This is a genomic window from Mesorhizobium sp. P3_A9 (genome assembly GCF_056402975.1).
Window position 1 is genome coordinate 1 of record NZ_JBFUGJ010000409.1, and the last position, 4,853, is coordinate 4,853.

At 62.6% G+C, this 4,853-nt stretch carries 4 protein-coding genes and 2 pseudogenes; 1 reads left to right on the forward strand and 5 read right to left on the reverse strand.

Features of this window, described 5'->3' with window-relative positions; all coding sequences use genetic code 11:
- A pseudogene (locus AC1DX0_RS31205) lies at nt 1-133 on the forward strand (sugar phosphate isomerase/epimerase); the annotation flags it as partial.
- 76 nt (nt 134-209) lie between these two features.
- Here the strand turns inward: AC1DX0_RS31205 and phnE (AC1DX0_RS31210) are convergent.
- The 5 genes and pseudogenes from phnE (AC1DX0_RS31210) to AC1DX0_RS31230 form a co-directional block, all read right to left on the reverse strand.
- Nucleotides 210-1,577, reverse strand: coding sequence for a phosphonate ABC transporter, permease protein PhnE (gene phnE / locus AC1DX0_RS31210; RefSeq protein ID WP_477220227.1), 1,368 nt, complete (start codon nt 1,575-1,577; stop codon nt 210-212).
- Nucleotides 1,578-1,580: 3 nt separating this feature from the next.
- Entirely contained in the window at nt 1,581-2,552 is a 972-nt protein-coding gene (gene phnE / locus AC1DX0_RS31215; RefSeq protein ID WP_477220226.1) for a phosphonate ABC transporter, permease protein PhnE, read from the reverse strand.
- 55 nt (nt 2,553-2,607) lie between these two features.
- The gene (gene phnD / locus AC1DX0_RS31220) at nt 2,608-3,516 is read right to left on the reverse strand and encodes a phosphonate ABC transporter substrate-binding protein (RefSeq protein ID WP_477358288.1); all 909 of its coding nucleotides are present in this window, start codon (nt 3,514-3,516) and stop codon (nt 2,608-2,610) included.
- Nucleotides 3,517-3,618: 102 nt separating this feature from the next.
- The gene (gene phnC / locus AC1DX0_RS31225; RefSeq protein ID WP_477358289.1) at nt 3,619-4,476 is read right to left on the reverse strand and encodes a phosphonate ABC transporter ATP-binding protein; all 858 of its coding nucleotides are present in this window, start codon (nt 4,474-4,476) and stop codon (nt 3,619-3,621) included.
- A gap of 132 nt (nt 4,477-4,608) precedes the next feature.
- Nucleotides 4,609-4,853, reverse strand: a pseudogene (locus AC1DX0_RS31230) (DUF1868 domain-containing protein); the annotation flags it as partial.

Sequence of the window (4,853 nt, forward strand, 5' to 3'; positions counted from 1 at the left end):
CGAGTCGTTTGGGCGTTCGCTGAAGGATCTGGCGGCGGCGACGAAGGTGTGGCGCGATTTCGCGGAAACTCCGGAAGCGGTTTATCGGGACGGGTACAAGCATATCAAGAACGGGTGGAAGAAGGCGGGGTGAGGGCGCGGCTGCGCGTTGCTGGCGAGGGTTTAGAAACCTACCAAACGTTGGCGTCAAAATTTTCGTTGCGAGGCGCCTAACCCTGCTCGGCCTGTATCCTGTTGTAGTCGTGGATCGTCCGGCTCAACCGGCGGCGCAGGAAGTTCGAGATGTTGTCGAAGATGAAGACGACGAGCAGGATCAGCAGCACCATGTAGAAGACGTTGGCCCAGTTGGAATTGGTGCGCATCGCTTCCCACAATTTCAGGCCGATGCCGCCGGCGCCGACAGCGCCGATGATGGTGGCGCCACGGGTGTTGGATTCCCACTGGTAGAGCGTCTGGCTGATGAACACCGGAATGACTTCGGGCATCACGCCGTAGCGTTGCACTAGGAGGCCGTTGGCGCCGGTCGACAACACACCTTCGCGTGGCTTGTCGTCGATGTTCTCGAGACCTTCCGAATAGACCTTGCCGAGCGTGCCGATCTCGGTGAAGAAGATCGCGGCACTACCGGCCAGCGGCCCGGGGCCGAAGGCGCGAGTGAAGAACAGCGCCCAGATCAGCATGTCGACCGAGCGCATGAAGTCGAAGAAGCGCTTGAGCACCTGGCTGAGCGCCCCGCTCGGCGTGATGTTGCGGGCGGCGAAGAAGGCGAGCGGGAAGGCGACGATACCGCCAAGCAGCGTGCCCAGAAATGCCATGACGATGGTCTGCAAAAGCTTCGTCCAGACGTCGCCATGCTGCCACTGGGCGTTGTTCCAGATGTTGTCGCCGGCCAGCGCCAGGTTCGAGGTGCCCGGCTTCAGTTCGGGCCCGGACACGATCAGCGAAACCACTTCTCCCGCTGATTTACCGAAGAAGGGCGAGCGTGTGTCGAACACGAAATTCGCCCAGCCGAGGAAGCGCTTGCGCACCTTGACGCGGTCGACGGTGACGCGCACCTCGCCGACGAACCCCATCTTGGCCACCACCTCGTCATCATGCGCGGTGATCCAGTCCGGCACCGGGCCTGTGATCACCGGCTTGCCGCCGGTCAGCGAAACCGGCACGGTCTGGCCGTTGGCCACGATCGTCGCCTGAGCCTTGTCGAAGGTGACGGATTTTGCCGGGCCGTCGATCAGCACGGTGAAGGTGCCGTCCGGGTTCTTGATCACCCAGTCTGGGTTGGGGTTTTCGCCCAGCGCGGAGAAGCGCGGGTATTTGGGCGTGATCTCCGGCTGGTCGAGCCGGAACTCAGGCTGCAAATCGTAGCTGACCCATTGTGTCAGGAAGAGCGGCAGACGCTCCCAGTGCGATTCCCGCAACACTTGCGGCAGGCTGAAGAACCACAGGACATAGATGAGGTAAGTCAGGATGCCGACGAACAGGAAGAGCGGCGCGAAGCGCTTGTACAGCGGCCGCCGGAACACCAGGGGATAGCGTTCCGTGATCGACAGCATCTCCTCGGCGGTCATGGTCGCCATGATTTACGCCCCCATCATGAAGGCTTGTTCGCCGACCAGCTTGCGGCGCAGCCAGGCGGAAAACTGGTCGATGATGAAGATGGTGGTGAACAGGAGCAGCACCAGCGCCAGGGTCTTGGCGCCGAAGCCGCGCGAGATGGACAGCTTCAACTCCTCGCCGATGCCACCGCCGCCGACGGCGCCGATGATGGTCGAGACGCGGACATTGATCTCGACGCGCAGCAGTGTGTAGGACATGAAATTGGGCAGCACCTGCGGCAGGCCGGCAAAGCGCACGCGCTCGAACCAGTTGGCGCCGACCGCGCGCAGACCTTCCTCGGCGCGCATATCGATGTTCTCGTTGACCTCGTAGAACAGCTTGCCGAGTGCGCCGATCGAATGCAGGCCGATGGCGATGATGGCGGCGATCGGGCCGATCGAGACGATGGCCGCGAACAGGCCGGCGATGACGATCTCGGGAAAGGCGCGCAGCAGTTCCATGAAGCGCTTGACGATCAGCCGCAGCAGCGGATGGGGCGTCAGATTGCGCGCTGCGATGAACGAGAATGGCACCGCGAAGATGAAGCCGATGAAGGTCGAAACCAGGGCCATGTTCACCGTAGTCAGCATCAGCTCGAAATATTCGGGGACGTAGAACCCGCCCCAGACATAGACGCGGCCGAGCGGGAAGTTGAATTCCTGCGTGCCGGTGTCATGCGGCGAGGCAATGTCGAACAGCGCCCGCCAGACGTCGTTCCAGTCCTTGGGGACGAGCCAGCTCAGGAAATCCAGAATATGCGGCAGCCGGTCGAAAAAATGGCCGGCATTGGCCTCGTCGGCGAACCACATGCTGGCGAACATCGCGGCGAGCAGCAGGCCGACGCCAAGCACCGTATAGAACCGGCGCAGCGACGTCTGGCGTCGCCAGGCCTCGGCCAACTGGTGGGTGGCGCCAGAAGAGGCTGTCAAAGAAGGGGCTGTCACGGAAAGGGTCATGATCGGAGATGCAAAAAGGGCGGCACTTTCGGCGCCGCCCTTTCCGATTTCGCCGTTAGCCGCCGATGGCTGCCTTACGGGCTTCGACGATGACGTTGTAGAAGTCCGGCTTCACCGGAACGTAGCCGGTGAAATCGCCACCTTCGACGCCCTCGAAGCAAGCCTTGTCCTTCTTCGGCAGGTCGGTGAAGAAGGCGGCGAGCTTGGCGGTCATCTCGTCGCCAATCGCCGCGCGCACGACCAGCGGGCCGTTCGGGATCAGGCCCGAGCGCCAGACTTCGACGAAGTCGTTGGGGTCGACGGCGCCCTTGGCGACTTCCTTGTGGAAGGTGCCGGAGGTGTAGCCGTTCTTGAAATCGCCGATGCCGGAGGAATCGTCGACCGCGACGTCGACCTTGCCGTCGCGCACGGCCAGGATGTTGTTCTCATGGCCGCCGTTGAACTGGGTCGAGGCGAAAWAGGYCTCGTTGGARGCGCCGGTGKYCTTSGGRATCTGGGTSAGCGGGATCAGRTAGCCSGAGGTCGARTCCGGATCGGCRTAGCCGAGCTTCTTGCCCTTGGCCGACTTGATGTCGGTGATGCCGGAKGWYTTSAGCGCCAGGCCGATCGAATAATAGCCGGTGGCGCCRTCRGTCTGCTGGGTGGTGAGGATCGGGGTGACCGCCTTCGGGTCCTTGATGTAGACGCTGGCGTAGCCGGAAGCGCCGAGTTCGGCGAAGTCGAGCGTGCCGCCGAGCAGGCCCTGGATGACGCCATCATAGTCGGCGGCGGGGAACAGCGAGACCTTCTCGAAGCCGAATTCGGTCTTCAGATGGTCGGCCAGGCACTGGTAGTTGCGCAGCCGGTCGGTTTCGTTTTCACCGCCCAGAATGCCGACGCGGAATTCCTTCAGATCGGCGGCGTGGGCCATGCTGGTGGCCATGGCGAGCACCGAAACGGCGCCGAGAACCATCTTCCTGAACATCTGTTATCTCTCCTGTAGGTTCCGGCCCCGCGCCGGCAGCGTTATCGATTTTGACAGGTGCCCTTGACGTGGGCGGACGATCCGAGCCGCTCTTTGTTGAACTCAGTAGCCTGGGAATGCAGGCTCGAGCGGTCCGGCGGATGCTGCRATCTTTTGCTTGAAGGCRACGCTGGTSGAGGTGATGGCCTCGGCGATTTCGCCGCCATTGCCGTCGGCGCCATAGACGAGACGCACGGCTTCGCGGTTAAGCTCTTCCGGTGGGCCATCGAAGACGACCTTGCCGGCAGCCATGCCGATGATGCGGTTGCAATAGGTGCGCGCGGTATCGAGCGTGTGCAGATTGGTGACGACGGTGATGCCTTCGCGCAGATTGATGTCCTGCAGCGAATCCATCACCACCTTGGCGTTGAGCGGGTCGAGCGAGGCGATCGGCTCGTCGGCGAGGATCACCCTGGGCTGCTGCATCAGGGCGCSGGCAATGGCGACGCGCTGCTGCTGCCCACCAGACAAGGTGCCGGCGGGTTGAAGCGCGGTGCGGGCGATGTCGAGCCGCTCAAGGGCGGCGACCGCCTCGGCGCATTCGGCGCGCGAGAACATGCCGAGAAGATTGGACAGGGTCGAACGGTGGTTCAACTTGCCAAGCAGCACATTGGTCAGCACGTCGAGGCGCGGCACCAGGTTGAACTGCTGGAAGATCATGGCGCAGTCGCGCTGCCAGCGCCGCAGCGGCGAGCCGCGCAGCTGGGAGACCTCGGCGCCGTCAAAAAAAATCGACCCCTGGCTGGGGTCGACAAGACGGTTGATCATGCGAAGGAGGGTCGATTTGCCGGCGCCCGAACGGCCAATGACGCCAACCATCTGACCCTGCGGGATCGAGATGTTGACATCGTTGACGGCGGTGTTCTTGCCAAATCGTCGGCTGACGCCGCGGATTTCGAGTGTGGCAGAGCTTGCTGACATGGGGCTGGGCTCCAGTCCGGGCCTTATTGATCGTTAGGCTCTCGCCTAACGCAGCCACATGAACCTGCCGTGTCGCCAGCATGTCAGTTTTGTTACGCTCCACAGGCGTGAGGACCGGCGCCCAGCAAGCAATCAGCCGAGCACCAGCAATTCCTCGAAATGCTTCATGTCGCGGAAGGCGCAGAAGGCGGGCGCCTTGATCTCGATCACCGGTGCCTGCTTTGCGAAAAGTGCCAGGCCATCATCGAACAGCGCCTGCCATGCTGCAGCTTTGTCGTCCGCCAGACGCTGGATCTGGTAAGCGAAGGTGATGTGGAAGACGTAAGCGTCATGATCGGGGTGCCGGTAGCCGAACGGCGTCACCAGCGCATCGCGCC